We start from the raw sequence: 17,727 nt of genomic DNA on the forward strand, positions 1-17,727 counted from the left end.
GATCTCAACGAGTATGAATTCAAACATGGTGAGCTTCCGAGACTTCCAACCGCTCGAATTGGCAGTGAGCGTGTCGACGTCGTTGGTCCGTCGTTCGGCGATCGTTCTCGCCGTCATGGTCGGGACCACAATCCATGCCGGGGCCGGCGACAATCTCAACATGGTGCGTGACCTCAGCAGCCGGATCGGTCCCGTCGTCGGGGCGGCGATGGCCTGTGGCGATATCCCGCGGCCCCGCATCCAGAGCATCGTCGGCAGGTTCCAGGCCGTCATTCGGGAGGCATCGAACAGCGACAGCGATCGCAGCGAGCTCGTCCGGCAGTTCGATCGCCACGTCGCGGACGGACGCGCGGCGGTTGCGGCCGGGCGGCAGGACTGCCGACGTGCCGAGCTCCAGCTTGGAAACATCGAGCGGTCGATCGGCGAGCCGGCGGTGGCCGGTCCGCCGCCGGCCTCGCCGCCGGCGCCGCTGCCCATTGCTGCGACAGGCGCGATCCTTGCTCCTCCGGTCCGCGGCGTCACGGACCGCGAGATCACGTTCGGCAGTGTGTTGCCGCTGTCGGGAGCGAACAAGGAAACCGGCCGGTTGCTCAAGCTCGGCATGGAAGCGGCCTTCAACCGCAGCAACGATGCCGGCGGCATTCACGGACGTGCGCTCAAGCTCATCGTCGCCGATGACGGCTATGATCCGAACCGCACGCTCAACGCCGTCAGGCAGCTCTACGAGAAGGACCAGGTGTTCGGCTTCATCGGCAATTTCGGGACCGCCACGGCCGCCGTCGCAATTCCCTTTTCACTGGAGCGGCGAGTGCTGTTCTTCAGCCCCTACACGGGAGCGAACGTCGCGCGTCACGACCCTCCGGACCGCTATGTCTTCAACTATCGCCCGAGCTATTCGGAAGAAGCCGACGCGCTGGTGCGTTACCTCGTGAAGCTGCGGCGGATCCCACCGCGTCAGATTGCGCTGTTCGCGCAGGACGATTCCTTCGGTGATGCCGGGTTCGCCGGCGTGGCGAAGGCCTTCCGCGCCCTCGGTCTGAACGATGCTGCGATCGTGCGCGCAAACTATGTGCGAAACACCGTGGATGTCGCGCCCGCGATCAACCAGCTCAAGGCTGAGAAGGCGCCCGTCCGCGCGGTCATCATGGTCGCGACCTCGCGTGCGGCTGCAAAGTTCATCGAGAAGGCGCACGACGCGCTTCCTGGCGTCATCTTCGCCAACGTGTCGGCGGTCGGCGCCTCGGCGCTCGCGAACGAACTCATGCTGCTCGGGCCACGATATGCGGCGGGCGTTGTCGTGACGCAGGCCGTTCCCGCGGCGGCGGGCTATTCGAGCCTGGTGCTGGAGTACAAGGGGGCGCTGGCGAGGTATTTTCCCGGCGAGCCCGCGGACTACACCTCGCTCGAAGGATACATCGGGGCGAGCATCCTGGTTCAAGCCCTGAAAGCTGTCGGTCCGCAGGTCGACACCGAGCGGTTGATCGACACGCTCGAGTCGATGCGCAACATCGATCTCGGACTGGGAGCGCCGCTGAATTTTAGCCCTGCCGAACACCAGGCCTCCCACAAGATCTGGGGAACCGCACTCGACGAGTCCGGCTCCTATCAGGCGATCGAGCTGGAATGACGGCTCGTCCGGGAGTCCGTTACCGGGCGCAGCGCTCCGGTTGATGGAGCCGATGCGGCCGCGAGCGCGCGCTGCACGTCGTCGGCTCCGTCGTTACCAGCGCAGTGTCCGCCGCGGCGGGTAGGAGCGAAAGGCGGAGGCAATCCAGAGTTCTTGCTCAGCCCTGGATTGCCTCGCGTCGCTCGCAACGGCGCGAAGCTTGCGGTCCGCTGTCATCCGCGGCGCAGGCGATCCGACGCGATCTCGCATGAAGCTTCTGCGTCGTGCTCGACCGACGTTTTCAGGCACGAGGAGTCCTGGGACTGCTCGTCGGGCAAATCAGTTGTGCGACTTGTCCAATGGTCGGTCGCTCATGACCCTGGCAGCGGTCCAGAATGACATGCGCCGCAAAATTCATTTTCTGCGTGACATCAATGTGATTGCACGGGCCGCCCCGCCCGGCCCGCAGATTCTTCTTTCTCTTTTCCAGAATTCATGTCACTCCTCCACCCATCCCGCCTCAACGAGAGGGGCGTGCGCGCGGTCGTCACGAGACGCGAGGCGGGGAGGCGGTGGACGCGTCGGGTTGCAGCGTGGCTTTGGCTCGCGCGGACGAACAATCGCGATGCGGACGTCAAGCCGTGTGGTCCTGACCTCCCGATGCCGAGGTCAAGTCGACGGGTGATGCGAGAGCGTCGGCGTTGATGATGGGGGCAAGACAGCCGGTCCCCAGGGAGAGCACGGAGTAAGCGTTAAAACCATCGCGCAGGGGAGGCTGGGCTCATCCGGCTGCACCCGTGGTTCCTGCCCCGTGCTTTTTGTTCGCACGGGGGCCATGGGCGTCAGCCGACGCCCAGCCTTCCCTGCGCCCTCGATTATTGCGAGGGACGAATGTCAGTCATCGCTCGGACGCAATCGGCGCCGCGAGGACGATGAATCGTGTCCTGTGTTGTTTGAAGACGTGAAGAAGGCGCCTGCTCACGCTGCTGACGTTGCGCGGCTGCGGGGCCGTGATGCCGCCGCGTCCACTGCTGTCATCCCCGCGAAGGCGGGGATCCAGGACTCACCGCCTGTCGTGATCAACCGAGAGGTCACGGCGTACTGGATGCCCGCTTTCGCGGGCATGACGACGTGGGTTGTGGCGTGAGTCGTGAGGCGAACTCGGAGCGTGATGGTGGGAACGGCGCGGGCTACAGCGCGGCATGATCCGCAGGCGAGGCGGGCGCGCCTTTGCCCACCCTACAGCCGAGGCGAACGGCCTACTGCGTCACGCGCGACAGCGAGAATTCGCCGTTGCGGATGCGCTCGGGAAAACCCTCGACGAAGGTCGCGACCGCGTCCTCGCCATAGGTCGTCACGAGCTCGGCGAGCGCGGCGAACAGGCTGGCCTGGGCCAGGCAGTCGCCATCGACGCCGTCATGGCGCGCTTCCGCCCAGGCTTCGTTGAGATAGCTGAGCGCGGCCTGCTTCTGCTCATGGTCAGGCAGGACGTCGGGGAGGGCGCTGAATGTAACGGGGAAGCTCATTGAATTCAGTCTGGCGGGGCGCCGCGGCGCAAGGAAATCCGAACGCGGGCGCGCCGGACGAGTGAGGTTTACCACGCAGGGCGCGGACGCCTAGGCCAGTTCTTTAGGAAAGGTTAACAAGGTTAACGCAATCGGGGATAACTCGCCGCCTCAATTGGCGTAGCGCGCCGTGAGGTCGCGCGAGATCTTGGAGCCCTCGTCGATGTAGCGGCGGATCGCCACCATCGCGGCCGGCGTGCAGGTGCGGTAGGTCTGCTGGAAGCCGTTATAGCCGCGGTTGAAGCCGGCGATCATGCGGGCGCGGCGCTCGCCCGAGGGCGTCTCGGCATCGATCAGCGCCTGCATCTGGTTGCGCCATTTGGCGCCCTCGTTGCTGCCGCAGATGCCGCGGAGGTAATGCAGTGTGCCGAGGATCTCGGCGAGACGCTGCAGGTCGCCATCGAACGGCGCAGCCGCGTCCTGCGCCCGCGCGGGGGCGGCGGCACAGGCCAGCACGAGCATGAGGACGGCCAGGAGGCGAGTGGGGGTGATATGCACGGACGTCATATGCCTTTGCTGAGCGGCGGGCGCAAGGCGGCTACACCAGGGCCCGCGCGGCGGCGATGATGTCCGGCAGGCCGTCGGTCAGAGTGAGGCCGTCGAGCGCTTCGGGAACGCGCCACTGGGCGTCGTCGAGCTCCTCGTTCAGGCGGGCCTCGCCCGCCTGCCAGCGCGCGGCGAAGGGGAGGATCACGTAGTGGCCGCCGCCGCCTTTGCCGCCGCTGCTGGCCGGCAGCACCTCGCGCCAGCCGGCAAGGCCGAGGACGGCGATCGACAACCCGGTCTCCTCCATGACTTCGCGCGCGACCGCGGCGTGCAGGTCCTCGCCGAACTCGACCCGTCCGCCGGGCAGAGTGTAGACGCCCTTGGCCGGCGCGCGGGCGCGGCGCACCAGCAGGATCTTGCCGTCGCGAAAGATGGCGGCGCTGACGGCAAGTTGGGGATGACGGGGCGGAGTTTCGGTCGTCATGCGGGTGGCTCCAGCAGGGGTCTGCACTCTACCGTGAAGACCGCCGCGCTGGCAGTACGTCGCAACTCAATAGCTCGCCATGATGGCGTCGACGGCATCGACCTCATCGACTTCCGACACCGGTTCCGGATCGAACTCGATGTCGCCGTTGATGATGCCGCCGGCCTGCGAGACCAGCGGCTTGACCCAGCCGGCGGCCTGCTCGGCGAGCTTGGCCTTGGTGGCGTCCTGCTTGGCCTCGCGCATCGCGGTGCCGACCGCCAGCAGGATGTCGGTCATGGTCTTGGTCAGATGATCGAAGCGGTCGCGAATCGCCGGCTCGGCCTGCTCATAGGCCTCGATGACGAGATCGCGGGCCTTGAAATTGGTGTGCGTGAAATGTTCTGGATAGGTCAGCGGCGACCATGCCAGGAAGTCCTCGGCGCATTCCGGAATGTCGGGAATCATTTCGAGCAGCATGACTGCCTCGTTGAAATGATTCAGATAGTCGGTGGCGAGTCCGGTGCGCGGGTTGATGTTGGCGGCGCGCAGGATCGCGGCGCGCGCCGGATCAATAGCGCTGCCAGCCGGTCGTTGGGTCGTGCGATCGGAAGGCACGGAATGGGTCGCCGCTGCGGTCATCCGCTGCAGTGTTGGCAACCCAAGTTAAAAGGTGCTGAACACACGACGATTTGAGTGAGATTATGTGTGGACGCTTCGTGATCACTTCACCACCTGCGGCTCTCAGGCAGATCTTCGGCTATGAGGAGCAGCCGAACTTTCCGCCGCGCCACAATATTGCACCGACGCAGCCGATCCCCGTAATTTTTCTGGATCGGGAGATCAGGCATTTTCGCTTGATGCGCTGGGGCTTCATGCCCGCATGGGTGAAGGATCCCCGCAATTTTACGCTGCTGATCAATGCACGTTCGGAGACCGTACGCGAGAAGCCTGCGTTCAAGAATGCGATCCGGCGTCGCCGCGTGCTTGTGCCCGCTGATGGGTATTACGAATGGCAGGTGATCGACGGCCGCAAGCGGCCGTTCTTCATCCACCGCAGCGATCGTGCGCCGCTCGGTTTCGCAGCCCTCGCGGAGACCTGGATGGGACCGAACGGCGAGGAGGTCGATACGGTCGCGCTTCTCACGGCGGCTGCGAGCGGCGATCTCGCGACGCTGCATCACCGCGTTCCGGTGACGATCAGGCCGGATGATTTCTCGCTCTGGCTCGACTGCCGCAGCGATGATGCCGACGAGGTGATGCACCTGCTGGTGGGGCCCGAAGAGGGCGAGTTCGCCTGGTACGAGGTGTCGACGCGCGTCAATACGGTGGCCAATGACGATGAGCAATTGCTGCTGCCGATGACCGAGGAGATGCGTGCCGCGGAGGACGCGCAGCGCAAGCCGGCCAAGAAAGTTGCATCCCGCAAAGCTTCGACTTCGGTCGATGACGGGCAGGGGAGCTTGTTTTGAGGCGGTATGTCTCAACAGAGAAGATCGTCATCCCCGCGAAAGCGGGGATCCAGTACGCCGCGGCCTCTCGGGCTGAAACGACTGCCGGTGGAATACTGGGTCCCCGCATTCGCGAAGGACGACAGCAGGGACCATCAGGGCCAGACGGGGACGTCGCTTATTTGAAAATCCGCAGCGCCGCGTGCTGCAGCAGCATGATCGTCTTGGCGTCCTGGATGCGCTTGTCGCCGATCATCGCGAGCGCCTCGTCGATTCCGAGTTCCAGCACCTCGATCTCCTCGCCCTCATGCGCGAGCCCGCCGCCGGCGCTGACCCGCATCCCGGGCTCGTAGGCGGCGACGAAGAAGTGGATCTTCTCGGTGACGACGCCCGGGCTCATGAACGCCTCGAATACGAACGTCACGTCGTGCAGGCGGAAGCCGGTCTCCTCCTCGGCCTCCAGGCGGATGCGGTCCTCGGGCGAGGCATCGTCGAGCAGGCCGGCGGCGGCCTCGATGAGGAGGTCGTCATAGCCGTTGAGGAAGGCGGGATAGCGGAACTGCTTGACCAGGATGACGCTGCGCTGCGCGAGATTGTAGGGCAGGATCGCCGCGGCGTTGCCGCGCTCGAACACGTCGCGGCTCTGCATCTGCCAGGTGCCGTCGTCGCGCCGCCACTCGAATTTGGTCGTGGTCAGCGTGCCGTAATGATCGGAGAGCACGCGCCTCTCGTGCACGCGGATGCGATCGGAGATGCTCATGCTGGACCTCTATGTCATGCCGGGCGTCGGCGGGCGGCCGTCGAGCCATTTGGAAAACACGACGCTGTCCTGCACGGCGTAGTCGAGCGCCTGATAGAACGCCTGAACCTTGGTGTTGTCGCCGCGCACCATCAGCATCAGCTTGGCGATGCCGCGTGCGCGCAGCCAGTCCTCGGCGGCGGCCATGATGGCGCGGCCGAGGTCCTGGCCGCGATGATCGGGATCGACGCTGACGTAGTAGACCCAGCCGCGATGGCCGTCATGGCCGACCATCGCGGACGCCGCGATGGCGCCGGCGGCCCGTCCGACGAGCACGGTGGAATCATCGCCGCGGCGGGCGAGCGCGATGTCGGCGGCGGGATCGTTCCACGGCCGCGTCAGGCCGCAGCGCTGCCACAGCGCGATGATCGCGGGCACGTCGGCATCGGCGATGTCGGAGATCGCGAGAGCAGGGGCGGTATTCATGAGCGCGCCGAAATCCTAGAGCACCTTGCCAGGGTTCATGATCCCCAGCGGATCGAACTGCGCCTTGATCGCGCGCATCAGCGCAATCGCGGTCGGATCCTTGACGTCGGGCAGCTCGTCGCGCTTGAGCACGCCGATGCCGTGCTCGGCCGAGATCGAGCCGCCCATGCGCAGCACGATCTCGAACACGACCGCATTCACCTCGTGCCAGCGCGCCAGGTAGTCGGCCGTGTCGGCGCCGACCGGCTGGCTGACATTGTAGTGGATGTTGCCGTCGCCGAGATGCCCGAATGGCACCGGCCGCGCGCCGGGGACTTTCCTGACGACAGCTTCATTGGCCTCGGCGATGAACGCCGGCACCGCGGCAACCGGCACCGAGATGTCGTGCTTGATCGAGCCGCCCTCCGGCTTCTGCGCCCAGGAGATGTCCTCGCGCAGCTTCCAGAACGCCATGCGCTGGGAGAGATTCTCGGCGATCGCGGCGTCGTCGACGATGCCGATCTCGAGGCCCTGCTCCAGGATGCCCTCGAGCGTAGCGCGCGCATCGTCGCGCGAGGACGACAGCTCCATCAGCACGAACCACGGATGCTGGCCCGAGAGCGGCGCGCGGTTGCCTGCGACATGACGGATCGAGAAGTCGAGCGCGATATGGGCGATCAGCTCGAAGCTGGTCAGGCTGCCCGCCGCCTCGCGCTGCGCAATGGCCAGAAGCTGGAGCGCATCCTCCGGCGACTTCAGCCCGACGAACGCCGTCTCGATCGCGCGCGGCTTCGGAAACAGCTTCAGGCTCGCCGCGGTGATGATGCCGAGCGTGCCCTCGGCGCCGATGAAGAGATTGCGCAGATCGTAGCCGGTGTTGTCCTTCTTCAATTTGGACAGCGCATTGAGCACCCGCCCGTCGGCCAGCACCACCTCGACACCCAGCGCCATCTCGCGCGCGACGCCATAGGCCAGCGCGGCGGTGCCTCCGGCATTGGTCGAGAGATTGCCGCCAATGGTGCAGCTGCCCTCGGCGCCCAGCGACAGCGGAAACAGCCGGTCGACCTCGGCGGCCTTCTGCTGCGCCACCTGCAGCACGACGCCGGCCTCGGCGATCATCGTATTGGAGGCGGTGTCGACCTCGCGGATCTTGTCCATGCGCTTCAGCGATACCACGACCTCGCCATTGTGCGGCGTCTGGCCGCCGACGAGGCCTGTATTGCCGCCCTGCGGCACCAGCGCGATGCGATGCGCGCTGGCGAGCTTGCAGATCGCCGCGACCTCCGCGGTCGCGCCGGGACGCAGCACCAGCGGCGAGCGACCGTGGAACAGGTTGCGCTCCTCCGTGACATAGGGCGCGACATCGGCCTCGGCGGTCAGCGCCTGGCGCTCGCCGACGATGGCGGCGAATTGCGCGATCAGATCGGGTGGCAGCGGCGGAGAGGGAGGCTGGCTGATGTTCATGGTCGGTCGCTTCCAATGTTATCTCGGCGCGGCGGCGCGGCGCAGCCGGTCGTTGATGGCCTCGCCCAGTCCGTCGTTCGGGATCGGCATCACGGCGATGCTGCACGCACCCCTGGCATCGAGGCTGCGAAGATAGCCGAAAAGATGCATCGCTGCCTCTGCGGGATCGCCCGATGGCGACAGGTTGAGAACAGCGGCGGCCTGAGCGGCACCCGGCAGGGGCAGGGGACCGAAGGCGAGCAGCGCCTCGCCGGGCGCGACCTCCCTGGCATCGAGGCGAACGGCGGCGCGCGGCGCATAATGCGAGGCCAGCATGCCCGGCGCCAGTGGCTGCTCGGACGTGTCGGCCTCTGCCGGTGCCGGCCGCGTCAGGGGCCGGTCGAGCACGGTCTCGATCGCCTCGCTGGGGACGCCACCGGGCCGCAGCAGCGTCGGCTGCTCGAAGCAGCCGACGATCGTCGATTCGACGCCGACATCGACCGGTCCGCCGTCCAGGATCAGGTCGATGCGCCCCGTGAGATCGGCCGCCACATGGGCTGCGGTGGTCGGCGAGACGTGGCCGGAGATGTTGGCCGAGGGCGCCACCACGGCGCCGCCGAACGCGGCGAGCAGCGCCCGCGCGATCGGATGCGAGGGGATGCGAATCGCGACGGTGTCGAGGCCGGCAGTGGCGAGATCCGCGACGGTGCAGCCGGGCGCCTGCGGCACCACCAGGGTCAACGGTCCCGGCCAGAACGCTTCGGCCAGGCGCTCCGCCGTGGCATCGAACCGACCGATCCGCCGTGCGGCCGCGATGTCGGCGACATGGGCGATCAGCGGATTGAAGGCCGGCCGGCCCTTGGCCTGGTAGAGGCGGGCGATCGCGGCGGCATTCGCGGCATCGGCGCCGAGCCCGTACACGGTCTCGGTCGGGAACGCGACCAGGCCGCCACGCGCGAACGTCGCCGCGGCTTGCGTGATTCCTGCCGCGTCGGCGGGCAGGATCCTGGTCTCGATCGCGTTGGTGTCTGGCACGGGCATCACTGGTACGGGACGGCGGCGGCTTCCGCGCTCGCCTATAGCCGGCAGGGACGCTCGAATGAAGCGCGCAAATCAATCACCGGGCTGCGTTCACGCCATGGCCACCCGGCAAAGCCTCATGACCTCAAGCAGTTAACCCATCCTCCGACGACGCGCGATTTCATTGCGATTTCCTGCGTGCTGCGCCTTGCGGAGACGGAGACCCAACGCTATAAGCCGGCTTCCCAAGTCGGAGCGTGGCTCAGCCCGGTAGAGCACTGCGTTCGGGACGCAGGGGTCGCAGGTTCGAATCCTGCCGCTCCGACCATCAAAATGTGCACTTTACGATGACCCGACATCGTAACCCCCCGAAGAATAGCCACACTCGGACAAACGGCAGCTATAGAGCGGCCCACTCCCGGGAATCTGTGTAATGTAGGGAGGATCGACCGGGGGGGCTTATGGACGTCGATAAGTTCTTTAAGGCAGCTGTTGACCTTTATTCGGCATGGCCCGGGCTGTTTCAGTATAGCATCCCGTTTCTGGTCACTGGCTATCTGGGGTTTCTTTGGTCTGGCTACGGCGTGGGCAAGTGGGCGCAGCAGGGCGAAGCCACAGCCCTCAGGGCACAGAACGAATCTCTCCGGACGATCAACGAAGTCGTAAAAGAGAAGATGGGCGTTCTTGAAGAACGCCCGAAGCTTGCAAGCGAACAGGCCGAGACGGCGAAAAAGGAAGCGGAAGAACTTAAGGCTCAGGCAGAGAAGTTAGACCGTCAGCTCAAAGCAGACGTGATTGACGCAAGCGAGGCCTATAGCAAGGCTTACGTCGAGTTACATGATCTGATCTCCAGCTTAAACGTGAAGGCATCCTCAGTGTCCCAAGCAAACACTGCGATATCGACGACACTCGGAGCACCTTGGGATCGTGGGTACAAATACAATCTGGATCTCAACAAACGGTTTCTGGAACTTGACGCTAACAGAGCCGCGAATTCCTAAGCTGCGGCTTTCTCATTCGGGACTTCGTCATCGGACGTTTGTGCGCATCTTTTTTCCTTTCGACGTGATGTTCTCGACCGCCTCTGACTGATGGTCAGCGTGATGGTGCCCGTAGGTGCGCTCCAGCACCTCCGTCGTCATGCCGAGATAGCCTGAGGCGACCCAGATATCCGTGCCTCGCTGCATCAGCCAGGTGGCCGCGGTGTGCCGCAGCGTGTGAGGCGTAACCGGCCCGGCCGTCAGGTCGATCTTCGACAACGTCACGACGGTCCGGAACGCCTTCTTGACCGACGCGACCGGCTTGCCATTCCACTCGACGAAGTGCTGCTTCGCGATACCAAGCCGATCCCAGCGCCTGAGGTGAGCAAGCATGCAGAAGGCCGCCAGCTCGGGCTTCTCGCGCCACATGTGGGGGAAGCCTGTGACGGCGCTGACCTTGCGAAGGATCGGCGTGTCTGGAAACCTGCAGAACACGTTGAGAACGATGCAGCTCGGTTGCTGGAAGGAGCTGGAGGTCCACCACATCGTATGGCTCGACGGCGAGCTGCTCGCCAATCGGATGGCAGGCGAGGTCTGCGAGTTACTCGACAAGTCGACGCGCCGTCTCGCCGGCAGCTGGTCCGATGTGACGGCGGAGTTTGCCATCCAGGCGATAGACCTCGCCTCCCACAAACTGACCATCCCCACCTTCTCCCATCGGGGAATGCTTGAGAAGATCAGGGCGATCAGAAGGGCTGAGACCGATGCTGCTATCCGGGCTTCCGGACTGGAGTGCTGATATTCATCAGCCCACAGTTCCATTCCGCTTTCTGGAAGGTCAACTTCAGGTCCGCCTTGTTGGGGATTAACTGCGATTTAAACGGTTGGCGAGGCGTCAGCGATCTCCGGATCGACCAGAGGTGGGTATCGCACTTACTACGTTCAGCACAGCGTGGTGATCCTGCTCTGGCGCGCGGACCAGAACTAGAATGCGAAACGGCCGGCCGCGCGAAGAACATCCCATACGGCTTCGGCGGATTGTCTGCTCACTTCGGTGGATTGTCTGATGGAGGCGCCCGCTTCCACCACCCGCCAAGCAGTTCGATCGGCGAGAAGCGCGATTAAGACGGCGTGGTTGAGCTTGTGGCCACCGCGCGAGGAGCGGAACGCGCCCAGCAACGGCAGGCCAATGAGCGCCAAATCACCAATTGCATCGACCAGTTTGCGGCGGGCAGGTTCATCTGCGAACCGCAGGCCTTCTGGGTTGAGTACTCTGTCCTCATCGAAGACGACCGTATTCGCAAAAGAGGCGCCAAGGGCAAAACCAGCACTCCAGAGCCGTGCGGTGTCCGACATAAAGCCAAAGACGCGGGCGCGGGATATCTCCCGGCGAAATACTTTGGCGTTCAGATCGAGGGCATGGTACTGCGGACCAATTAACGGATGGTCGAAGTCGATTCCAATCTCCAACATGAAGCCGTGCGGATATGGACGGAGTTCTGCGACTGAGTCGCCCATCGCGACTTGAACCGGCTTCAAGACCTGAATGTAGCGCCGCTCCGCGGACTGACTGACCACGCCGGCTTGGTCGATGGCGGCGACGAATGGCGCCACGCTCCCGTCCATGATTGGCACTTCCGGCCCGTCTAACTCGATCGTGGCATTATCGATGTCCATCCCCCTCAGTGCGGCAAGCACGTGCTCGACCCCGGAGACAAGCGCCCCGTGCCGGTCGCCAAGGACAGTTGCAAATTCGGTAGCAATCACGGCCTCTGCCGTTGCAGCCAGTTCGCGATCGCCTCCATCAAGACCAGTGCGAACAAAAACATAGCCTGCATCCACCGGAGCAGGTCCGAGGGTAAGTGTGATCGGGGCACCGGAATGAAAACCGATACCAGTCACCGTAGCTTGTGATTGCAAGGTCGTCTGCCGATGACTTGCAATTCTGCGGTTGACCCGGGTGGTGCCCCGCCCGACCAGGTTTTCGCCACTCTCACGCAATCGATCAAGCGTGAACTCGGCAAAATCCTTCGCTGTCACAAGTGAGCGGAAATCGACCGTCGCTCCGTCGAATTGCGCGCCCTTGATGTATGCGCCGTCGAAGCGAGCACCGGTCAAGTTGGCGCCCGTGAAGTCATACCCCCGCAAGTCCGCATCGGTGAAATCGACGTTCACCCAATCGCCATATCGCAGCTCTTTTTGAGGATTTAATCCCGCCATTTCAACAAGGTGGTTGAATCGAGAACTACGCGCCTTGCTGAGAACGCGGAGCCGCTCGGAAACTGTACTGCCAACGCGTTTCGCGGTTTCCGGACCGGGAGTTTCAGCCGTCATGATTCCTTCACCACCGCAAGTGTTTGTTCGCCCAGAACCCCCTCTACTCCGTCTAGAGCTTGAATCTTGAGCAGTTGTTGCATCACCTTCAGGCTATTGAAGTCGGTTCCTTCGACCAGCTGTGACGGCATTTGAATGATATCGCAGTCAATCACCCGGGCGGTCATCCTGGCGCAGATCTGGTTGCCGACTTGAAATCCGGAAAAGATGCAATCAGCGGCATCATCCGACGGCCGCCGCCGCCCTCGCAGGAACGGGTCATTTGAGTTCATTGAACGAATGATCCACCACGGCGCAATGCCATCAGCAGCTCCGCTGAAATTCCCGCCTTCCGGGGCGCACTTGACCTCGCGAGCAGTCACGATGGCATCTGAGCCATCGTGCTCGATGATCAGGTCGGCTCTCTTCAATCCGATCATAACGACTTCGCTGAATCCCTCGATCAGCATCGGCCATCCGTCCTCCGCGAACCATATATCTAGATTTGCGTGTAGCTCGCCAGCCGCGGAACCGTTTGGACCAAGTCGAAAATCCGCAAAGCGCCGATCCAGGTGAGTTCTCGTCTCGCTGGCCTTGAGCGCGATGCTGGCGGGGCGGCCTTTGTGTCTCTTGAATCGATCAATGAAGGCATCGGCGGTATCTTTTCGGGAGGCGCCCGCCCCGTCCTTGTCGAACCATTCCGCCCAGTCGGTATCGAAGCCAAATGCCTTGGCGATCCGCTCCTGGTTGGCCTTGTCCATCTTGTCATTCGCCAAGTTGGAAACGAGCGTGTTGCGGCTTACGCCGATCGTCTTGGCGATTGCATTCAGACTGGTCAACCCATCACAATGCGCCTCCGATGCCCACCCCTGCAAGAGCGACATCTTTCGGGCCAGTTCGAAGATTTCCTGCGTTCCCATTGCACAAGACCAATGTCATCGATGGTCGCCGCAATTGATTATATCCGAAAGCACCATCGTCGCATCAACAGCCGGACAACAGATCTTCGACAGCGACAGGGCACCCGAACAACGACCGCTAGGCGGTCTCTGACGCCGATTGATGGGGCTTGTACCGGTAGAATGTTGATTACACACTAGTTTTTTTGCTTAGATTGCTGGGTCATCGTTCTCTGAGGATCAGATCGATGACACGGAAAATTCTCTTCGCTTTCATGTTGAAAACCCTCCTGGCGCTCGTGACGCACGTTTGTGCCGGGTTGATCGAAGCCGTCCTCGGGAACACGGCACCGGACGTCCCAGGCGCTGTCTGCGGCGTTGCCGCCGTGATCCTCGCATGCATGCTGATCGAAGGTGTCGCGTTCTGGGGCGGCAAGCCTCCCCCTCAATGACGCACGTAATCGGCCGACGCCCAGGCGCCCGTGCTGGTGTGCAATGATTGTCCGGCTGATCGGACGGCCGACGCTATCGCTGGATCAGGCCGTCGCGGAGGCATTCGGCAGCGGAGCTGCCGGTCGATCGCCGGCGCATGACCGGCGTGGGATCGTTCAGCGCTGTTGCCCGAGTTCGGACGTGATCCAGTCGGCAAAGGCGCGCACGGCCGTGCGTTGGTGATCGTTGCGCGGAAACACCAGGCGGTGGCCGACATAGCGGATGTCGATGGAGCGCCCTGCGAGCGGCGCGATCAGCCGTCCCGACGCCAGCTCGCGCTCGGCCAGCAATGTGGATTCGAGCGCGACGCCGAGGCCCTCGGCCGCCGTCGCGAGCGCAAGGAAGCTGCGGTCGAAGCGCATGCCGTGGAGTGCGGGGGATTCGAGGCCGTTGGCGGCGAACCATTGATGCCACTGGATCTGCTTGACGTCGGAGCGGATCAGCGTGTGGTCAAGAAGATCCGCCGGGCGCTTGATCGTCGCCGCCAGCGCGGGCGTGCACAGCGGCGTGACCGTCTCCTCGGCCAGCGGAACGATCTCGACGCCCTCCGCATGAGGCTGGCCATAGACGATGTCGATGTCGAAATCGTCGTTCTTGAACCGCGCGTAGTCGGTGTTGGCCGACAGTCGCACCTCCAGTTTCGGATGTGCGGCGAGAAACTGAGCGAGCCTTGGCGTCAGCCATTGCGCGGCAAAGCTCGGCGCCGAATGGACGCGCACCAGCTGGGGACCGCGCGCCGCGACCTCCTCCAATCCTCTGCGCAGCTGGTCGAACGCCGCGCCGGCATGGCGCATCAGGTTCTCGCCGGCCGGCGTGAGATGAACGGCGCGCGCGGTGCGCTCGAACAGCACGGTGCGCAAGGTGGCTTCCAACTTGCGGATGGCGTGGCTGACGGCAGATGGCGTCAGGTGAAGCTCATTTGCTGCGTCGCGAAAGGATCCCGTGCGAGCGGCCGCCTCGAACGCCTTGATTGATGAGATCGGGATCTTGGACAGCATCGCATAAGTGAACCAGATTCACCAATCCATGACAACTGCGCGTTTGTCGCCACCGCAGGCCGCGGCCATGGTGACGCCCACGACAACGAGAATTTCGGGAGGACCAGCATGCTGCTCAGCGGCAAGACAGCGATCATTTCGGGCGCAGCGTCGAAGCGCGGCATCGGGCTTGCGACCGCCCGCCGGTTCGCAGCCGAGGGCGCGAAGGTCGCCATCCTCGACATCGACGCCGCAGCCGCCGCCGAGGCTGCAGCCTCGCTCGGCGACGGTCACATCGGGCTCGGCTGCAACGTCGCCGACAAGGCCTCATGCAACGACGCGGTGGCGCAGGTGATCCGTCAGTTCGGCGTCATCGACATCCTGATCAACAATGCCGGCATCACCCAGCCCGTGAAGTTCCTGGAGATCTCGCCCGCGGATTGGGATCGCATCCAGGACGTCAATCTGAAGGGCGTGCTGTTCCTGTCGCAGGCGGTGATCCCGCACATGCGCGCGCGCAAGCACGGCTCGATCGCCTGCATGTCCTCGGTCTCTGCGCAGCGCGGCGGCGGCATCTTCGGTGGCCCGCATTATTCGGCTGCCAAGGCCGGCGTGCTCGGCCTCGCCAAGGCGATGGCACGCGAGTTCGGCATCGACGGCATCCGCGTCAATTGCGTGACGCCGGGCCTGATCGGCACCGATATCACCGCTGGCAAGCTGACCGACGAGATGAAGGCCAAGATCCTCGAGGGCATTCCGCTCAACCGCCTCGGCACCGCCGAGGACGTTGCCGGCATCTACACGTTTCTCGCGTCCGATCTGTCCGCCTATGTCACGGGCGCGGTGATCGACGTGAACGGCGGCATGCTGATCCACTAACAAGGTCTCAAGAGATGGACACCGTAGCGACTCGGCTCGCCAACGCGCCGACATTGGCGCAACGCGCCTATAACATCCGCCGTCATGCGCTCCGCATGGGCGAGGTGCAGGGCCAGGGCTACATCGCCCAGGCGCTCGACATCTCCGACGTGCTGGCGGCGGCCTATTTCCACGCCATGCGCTACCGGCCCGAGGATCCGGCTTGGGAGGAGCGCGACCGATTCCTGCTGTCGAACGGCCACTACGCGATCGCGCTGTACGCCGCGCTGATCGAGGCCGGAATCGTTCCCGAGGCCGAGCTGGAAACCTATGGCAGCGACGACAGCCGGCTGCCGATGTCGGGCATGGCGTCCTACACGCCGGGCATGGAGATGTCCGGCGGCTCGCTCGGCCTTGGCCTGAGCATCGCCGTCGGCATGGGGCTCGGCCTGAAGCGCAAGAAGTCCAGCTCGCGCGTCTACACGCTGTTCTCCGACGGCGAGCTGGACGAAGGCTCGGTGTGGGAGGCGATCTCGTCGGCCAGCCACTACAAGCTCGACAACCTCATCGGCATCGTCGACGTCAACAATCAGCAGGCGGATGGCCCCTCGACCCAGGTGATGGGCTTCGAGCCGTTGGTGGACCGGCTGCAAGCCTTCGGCTGGTTCGTGCAGCGCGTCGACGGCAACGACCTCGACGCCGTGGTCGCCGCCTTCGATACCGCCAAGACTCATCCGGAGCCGAGGCCGCGCATGATCGTGGCCGACACGCTGATGGGCAAGGGGGTGCCCTTCCTGGAGCAGCGCGAGAAGAACCACTTCATTCGCGTCGAGCCGCATGAGTGGCAGCTCGCGATTGCCGCACTCGACGCCGGGAGGCCGTGATGAAATCGACGAGACCCGCACCCGATCTGAGCAAGCCGCGCCTGACGACCTCGGCGATGATCGCCTCGATCGCCTCCGAGGGGCAGCGCACCAAGCCGGCGCCGTTCGGCCATGCGCTGGTGGAACTGGCGCGCAGTCGGCCCGAGGTGGTCGGCATGACCGCCGATCTCGGCAAATACACCGACCTGCACATCTTCGCGAAGGAGTTTCCCGACCGCACCTACCAGATGGGCATGGCCGAGCAGCTGCTGTTCGGCGCCGCGTCCGGCATGGCGGCCGAAGGCTTCATGCCGTTCACCACGACCTATGCCGTGTTCGCCTCGCGCCGCGCCTACGACTTCATCCACCAGACCATCGCCGAGGAAGATCGCAACGTGAAGATCGCCTGCGCGCTGCCTGGACTGACGTCAGGCTACGGCCCGAGCCATCAGGCGGCCGAGGATCTGGCGCTGATGCGGGCGATGCCGAACATGACGGTGATCGATCCGTGCGATGCGTATGAGATCGAGCAGGTCGTGCCGGCGATGGCCGCCCATCAGGGCCCTGTCTACATGCGGCTGCTGCGCGGCCAGGTGCCGCTGGTGCTCGACGAGTACGACTACAAATTCGAGCTCGGCAAGGCCAAGCTGCTGCGCGACGGCCGCGACGTGCTGATCATCTCCTCCGGGCTCATGACGATGCGCGCGCTGGAGGCGGCCAAGGCGCTGTCCGATGATCGCGTCGACGTCGCCGTGCTGCACGTGCCGACGATCAAGCCGCTCGATGCCGAGACCATCGCGGGCGAAGCCGGCCGCCCCGGCCGTCTGGTCGTGGTCGCCGAGAACCATACGGTGATCGGCGGATTGGGGGAGGCCGTCGCCGGGGTGCTGATGCGCGCAGGCGTGCACGTGCCGTTCCGGCAGATCGGCCTGCCCGACGAATTCCTCGACGCCGGCGCGCTGCCGACGCTGCACGATCGCTACGGCATCTCGCTGTCGGAAGTCGTCAGGCGGGTGAAGGGCTGGCTCAAATAGCAGGCGGCCACGGGCGTTGAGACAGCGGCGTGCGGATGCGCCGGACCAGAACAACAATTTCATACCGGAGGGA

The 17,727-nt window shown here is 64.3% G+C and carries 20 protein-coding genes, 1 tRNA gene and 1 pseudogene; 9 read left to right on the forward strand and 13 right to left on the reverse strand.

Annotated elements, in window-relative coordinates:
• The first annotated feature begins 25 nt into the window (after positions 1-25).
• Positions 26-1,627 carry an ABC transporter substrate-binding protein gene (locus QXZ94_RS01020; RefSeq protein ID WP_409998724.1) on the forward strand — a complete coding sequence of 534 codons (1,602 nt, stop codon included), beginning with the start codon at positions 26-28 and terminating at the stop codon, positions 1,625-1,627.
• A gap of 1,238 nt (positions 1,628-2,865) precedes the next feature.
• Here the strand turns inward: QXZ94_RS01020 and QXZ94_RS01025 are convergent.
• The 4 genes from QXZ94_RS01025 to QXZ94_RS01040 all read right to left on the reverse strand — a co-directional run bounded on the left by QXZ94_RS01025 (position 2,866) and on the right by QXZ94_RS01040 (position 4,738).
• Positions 2,866-3,132 (reverse strand): hypothetical protein, encoded by a 267-nt coding sequence (locus QXZ94_RS01025; RefSeq protein ID WP_172133373.1) that lies wholly within the window; start codon positions 3,130-3,132, stop codon positions 2,866-2,868.
• Positions 3,133-3,282: 150 nt separating this feature from the next.
• Entirely contained in the window at positions 3,283-3,678 is a 396-nt protein-coding gene (locus QXZ94_RS01030; protein ID WP_315718841.1) for a TIGR02301 family protein, read from the reverse strand.
• A 31-nt stretch (positions 3,679-3,709) separates the two neighbouring features.
• The gene (locus QXZ94_RS01035; protein ID WP_315718842.1) at positions 3,710-4,141 is read right to left on the reverse strand and encodes an NUDIX hydrolase; all 432 of its coding nucleotides are present in this window, start codon (positions 4,139-4,141) and stop codon (positions 3,710-3,712) included.
• A gap of 66 nt (positions 4,142-4,207) precedes the next feature.
• A complete protein-coding gene (locus tag QXZ94_RS01040; RefSeq protein ID WP_172110776.1) occupies positions 4,208-4,738 on the reverse strand; it encodes a hypothetical protein in 531 nt (176 codons plus the stop codon).
• 86 nt (positions 4,739-4,824) lie between these two features.
• Here QXZ94_RS01040 and QXZ94_RS01045 point away from each other — a divergent pair, with 86 nt between their 5' ends.
• Positions 4,825-5,592, forward strand: a complete 768-nt coding sequence (locus QXZ94_RS01045; RefSeq protein ID WP_315718843.1) for an SOS response-associated peptidase — start codon at positions 4,825-4,827, stop codon at positions 5,590-5,592.
• Positions 5,593-5,749: 157 nt separating this feature from the next.
• Here the strand turns inward: QXZ94_RS01045 and QXZ94_RS01050 are convergent, their stop codons facing one another.
• The 4 genes from QXZ94_RS01050 to QXZ94_RS01065 are packed head-to-tail and all read right to left on the reverse strand — an operon-like array spanning position 5,750 to position 9,259.
• Positions 5,750-6,331: an NUDIX domain-containing protein gene (locus QXZ94_RS01050; protein WP_315718844.1), complete on the reverse strand. Its 582-nt coding sequence runs from the start codon at positions 6,329-6,331 to the stop codon at positions 5,750-5,752.
• A gap of 9 nt (positions 6,332-6,340) precedes the next feature.
• The gene (locus QXZ94_RS01055) at positions 6,341-6,796 is read right to left on the reverse strand and encodes a GNAT family acetyltransferase (protein WP_315718845.1); all 456 of its coding nucleotides are present in this window, start codon (positions 6,794-6,796) and stop codon (positions 6,341-6,343) included.
• 15 nt (positions 6,797-6,811) lie between these two features.
• Positions 6,812-8,239 (reverse strand): FAD-binding oxidoreductase, encoded by a 1,428-nt coding sequence (locus QXZ94_RS01060; RefSeq protein ID WP_315718846.1) that lies wholly within the window; start codon positions 8,237-8,239, stop codon positions 6,812-6,814.
• Between the two features lie 18 nt (positions 8,240-8,257).
• A complete protein-coding gene (locus QXZ94_RS01065; RefSeq protein WP_315718847.1) occupies positions 8,258-9,259 on the reverse strand; it encodes an L-threonylcarbamoyladenylate synthase in 1,002 nt (333 codons plus the stop codon).
• Positions 9,260-9,489: 230 nt separating this feature from the next.
• Here QXZ94_RS01065 and QXZ94_RS01070 point away from each other — a divergent pair.
• Both QXZ94_RS01070 and QXZ94_RS01075 read left to right on the forward strand, forming a co-directional pair.
• Positions 9,490-9,566 (forward strand) — tRNA-Pro (locus tag QXZ94_RS01070).
• 133 nt (positions 9,567-9,699) lie between these two features.
• The gene (locus QXZ94_RS01075) at positions 9,700-10,239 is read left to right on the forward strand and encodes a hypothetical protein (RefSeq protein ID WP_315718848.1); all 540 of its coding nucleotides are present in this window, start codon (positions 9,700-9,702) and stop codon (positions 10,237-10,239) included.
• A 27-nt stretch (positions 10,240-10,266) separates the two neighbouring features.
• Here the strand turns inward: QXZ94_RS01075 and QXZ94_RS01080 are convergent, their stop codons facing one another.
• Positions 10,267-10,611 (reverse strand): tyrosine-type recombinase/integrase, encoded by a 345-nt coding sequence (locus QXZ94_RS01080; protein ID WP_315718849.1) that lies wholly within the window; start codon positions 10,609-10,611, stop codon positions 10,267-10,269.
• Between QXZ94_RS01080 and QXZ94_RS01085 the strand changes: the two genes are divergently transcribed.
• Positions 10,610-11,017: a hypothetical protein gene (locus tag QXZ94_RS01085; protein WP_315718850.1), complete on the forward strand. Its 408-nt coding sequence runs from the start codon at positions 10,610-10,612 to the stop codon at positions 11,015-11,017. The two genes, QXZ94_RS01080 and QXZ94_RS01085, sit on opposite strands and share 2 nt — an antisense overlap.
• A gap of 185 nt (positions 11,018-11,202) precedes the next feature.
• On the opposite strand, the gene lpxC is transcribed toward QXZ94_RS01085, so the two are convergent.
• The 3 genes and pseudogenes from lpxC to QXZ94_RS01100 form a co-directional block, all read right to left on the reverse strand.
• A complete protein-coding gene (gene lpxC / locus QXZ94_RS01090; protein WP_315726017.1) occupies positions 11,203-12,162 on the reverse strand; it encodes a UDP-3-O-acyl-N-acetylglucosamine deacetylase in 960 nt (319 codons plus the stop codon).
• 129 nt (positions 12,163-12,291) lie between these two features.
• Positions 12,292-12,552 (reverse strand): annotated as a pseudogene (locus QXZ94_RS01095) (pentapeptide repeat-containing protein); the annotation flags it as partial.
• Entirely contained in the window at positions 12,549-13,451 is a 903-nt protein-coding gene (locus tag QXZ94_RS01100; RefSeq protein ID WP_315718851.1) for a hypothetical protein, read from the reverse strand. The pseudogene QXZ94_RS01095 and the gene QXZ94_RS01100, both read right to left, overlap by 4 nt.
• 227 nt (positions 13,452-13,678) lie before the next feature.
• On the opposite strand from QXZ94_RS01100, the gene QXZ94_RS01105 reads away from it, so the two are divergent.
• Positions 13,679-13,882, forward strand: coding sequence for a hypothetical protein (locus QXZ94_RS01105; protein WP_315718852.1), 204 nt, complete (start codon positions 13,679-13,681; stop codon positions 13,880-13,882).
• Positions 13,883-14,038: 156 nt separating this feature from the next.
• On the opposite strand, the gene QXZ94_RS01110 is transcribed toward QXZ94_RS01105, so the two are convergent.
• The gene (locus QXZ94_RS01110; RefSeq protein WP_315718853.1) at positions 14,039-14,920 is read right to left on the reverse strand and encodes a LysR substrate-binding domain-containing protein; all 882 of its coding nucleotides are present in this window, start codon (positions 14,918-14,920) and stop codon (positions 14,039-14,041) included.
• Positions 14,921-15,028: 108 nt separating this feature from the next.
• Here QXZ94_RS01110 and QXZ94_RS01115 point away from each other — a divergent pair, with 108 nt between their 5' ends.
• From QXZ94_RS01115 to QXZ94_RS01125, 3 genes are read left to right on the forward strand one after another with little or no spacing between them, the layout of a single operon-like run.
• Positions 15,029-15,778, forward strand: coding sequence for an SDR family NAD(P)-dependent oxidoreductase (locus QXZ94_RS01115; protein ID WP_315718854.1), 750 nt, complete (start codon positions 15,029-15,031; stop codon positions 15,776-15,778).
• 14 nt (positions 15,779-15,792) lie between these two features.
• The gene (locus QXZ94_RS01120) at positions 15,793-16,641 is read left to right on the forward strand and encodes a transketolase (RefSeq protein ID WP_315718855.1); all 849 of its coding nucleotides are present in this window, start codon (positions 15,793-15,795) and stop codon (positions 16,639-16,641) included.
• A complete protein-coding gene (locus tag QXZ94_RS01125) occupies positions 16,641-17,654 on the forward strand; it encodes a transketolase family protein (protein WP_315718856.1) in 1,014 nt (337 codons plus the stop codon). Before QXZ94_RS01120 ends, QXZ94_RS01125 begins: the two co-directional genes overlap by 1 nt.
• Positions 17,655-17,727 lie beyond the last annotated feature (73 nt).

This window comes from Bradyrhizobium sp. SZCCHNS2022, from assembly GCF_032377575.1.
Lineage (GTDB): Bacteria > Pseudomonadota > Alphaproteobacteria > Rhizobiales > Xanthobacteraceae > Bradyrhizobium > Bradyrhizobium aeschynomenes.

Coding starts and splice junctions, on each gene's coding strand:
- QXZ94_RS01120 (WP_315718855.1), top strand. CDS start 15,793: ATGGACACCGTAGCGACTCGGCTCGCCAACGCGCCGACATTGGCGCAA.
- QXZ94_RS01080 (WP_315718849.1), bottom strand. CDS start 10,611: ATGCTTGCTCACCTCAGGCGCTGGGATCGGCTTGGTATCGCGAAGCAG.
- QXZ94_RS01045 (WP_315718843.1), top strand. CDS start 4,825: ATGTGTGGACGCTTCGTGATCACTTCACCACCTGCGGCTCTCAGGCAG.
- QXZ94_RS01020 (WP_409998724.1), top strand. CDS start 26: ATGGTGAGCTTCCGAGACTTCCAACCGCTCGAATTGGCAGTGAGCGTG.
- QXZ94_RS01085 (WP_315718850.1), top strand. CDS start 10,610: ATGCAGAAGGCCGCCAGCTCGGGCTTCTCGCGCCACATGTGGGGGAAG.
- QXZ94_RS01100 (WP_315718851.1), bottom strand. CDS start 13,451: ATGGGAACGCAGGAAATCTTCGAACTGGCCCGAAAGATGTCGCTCTTG.
- QXZ94_RS01055 (WP_315718845.1), bottom strand. CDS start 6,796: ATGAATACCGCCCCTGCTCTCGCGATCTCCGACATCGCCGATGCCGAC.
- QXZ94_RS01110 (WP_315718853.1), bottom strand. CDS start 14,920: ATGCTGTCCAAGATCCCGATCTCATCAATCAAGGCGTTCGAGGCGGCC.
- QXZ94_RS01105 (WP_315718852.1), top strand. CDS start 13,679: ATGACACGGAAAATTCTCTTCGCTTTCATGTTGAAAACCCTCCTGGCG.
- QXZ94_RS01030 (WP_315718841.1), bottom strand. CDS start 3,678: ATGACGTCCGTGCATATCACCCCCACTCGCCTCCTGGCCGTCCTCATG.
- QXZ94_RS01060 (WP_315718846.1), bottom strand. CDS start 8,239: ATGAACATCAGCCAGCCTCCCTCTCCGCCGCTGCCACCCGATCTGATC.
- QXZ94_RS01075 (WP_315718848.1), top strand. CDS start 9,700: ATGGACGTCGATAAGTTCTTTAAGGCAGCTGTTGACCTTTATTCGGCA.
- QXZ94_RS01025 (WP_172133373.1), bottom strand. CDS start 3,132: ATGAGCTTCCCCGTTACATTCAGCGCCCTCCCCGACGTCCTGCCTGAC.
- QXZ94_RS01065 (WP_315718847.1), bottom strand. CDS start 9,259: ATGCCCGTGCCAGACACCAACGCGATCGAGACCAGGATCCTGCCCGCC.
- QXZ94_RS01115 (WP_315718854.1), top strand. CDS start 15,029: ATGCTGCTCAGCGGCAAGACAGCGATCATTTCGGGCGCAGCGTCGAAG.
- QXZ94_RS01050 (WP_315718844.1), bottom strand. CDS start 6,331: ATGAGCATCTCCGATCGCATCCGCGTGCACGAGAGGCGCGTGCTCTCC.
- QXZ94_RS01125 (WP_315718856.1), top strand. CDS start 16,641: ATGAAATCGACGAGACCCGCACCCGATCTGAGCAAGCCGCGCCTGACG.
- QXZ94_RS01035 (WP_315718842.1), bottom strand. CDS start 4,141: ATGACGACCGAAACTCCGCCCCGTCATCCCCAACTTGCCGTCAGCGCC.